We start from the raw sequence: 451 nt of genomic DNA, 5'->3' as shown, positions 1-451 counted from the left end.
CAATAGGAGGCTTTGCCATGCAACAAAAAGTCCGTTTTCAAATCGAAGGCATGACCTGTCAGGCCTGCGCTTCGCGTATTGAAAAAGTATTGAACAAAAAAGATTTTGTCGAATCGGCAGGGGTGAACTTCGCCAGCGAGGAGGCGCAGGTTACGTTTGACGACAGCAAAACCTCCGCAGCCGACATCGCCAAAATTATCGAGAAAACCGGTTACGGCGCGAAGGAAAAAACGGAAGACGCGCTGCCGCAGCCCGAAGAAACAGCGCATGTAAACTGGAGGCTGTGGCTTTTGCTGGTCATCAATATTCCGTTCTTAATCGGCATGGCAGGCATGATGATCGGGCGGCACGATTGGATGATTCCGCCTGTATGGCAATTTGTGCTGGCAAGTATTGTGCAGCTTTGGCTGGCAATCCCGTTTTACAAAAGCGCGTGGGCGAGCATTAAAGG

At 50.8% G+C, this 451-nt stretch carries 1 protein-coding gene; it reads left to right on the top strand.

Translation table 11 applies throughout. The annotated features are described in order from the left end of the window. Positions 1-17: 17 nt before the first annotated feature. The coding region (locus ACTHUR_RS20715) for a cation transporter (protein ID WP_440400683.1) at positions 18-451 on the top strand (434 nt) is incomplete at its 3' end.

This window comes from Neisseria sp. P0021.S007 (genome assembly GCF_051956855.1).
The sequence above is the reverse complement of the archived record's forward strand: the minus strand, read 5'-3'. Positions and strand labels throughout refer to the sequence as shown.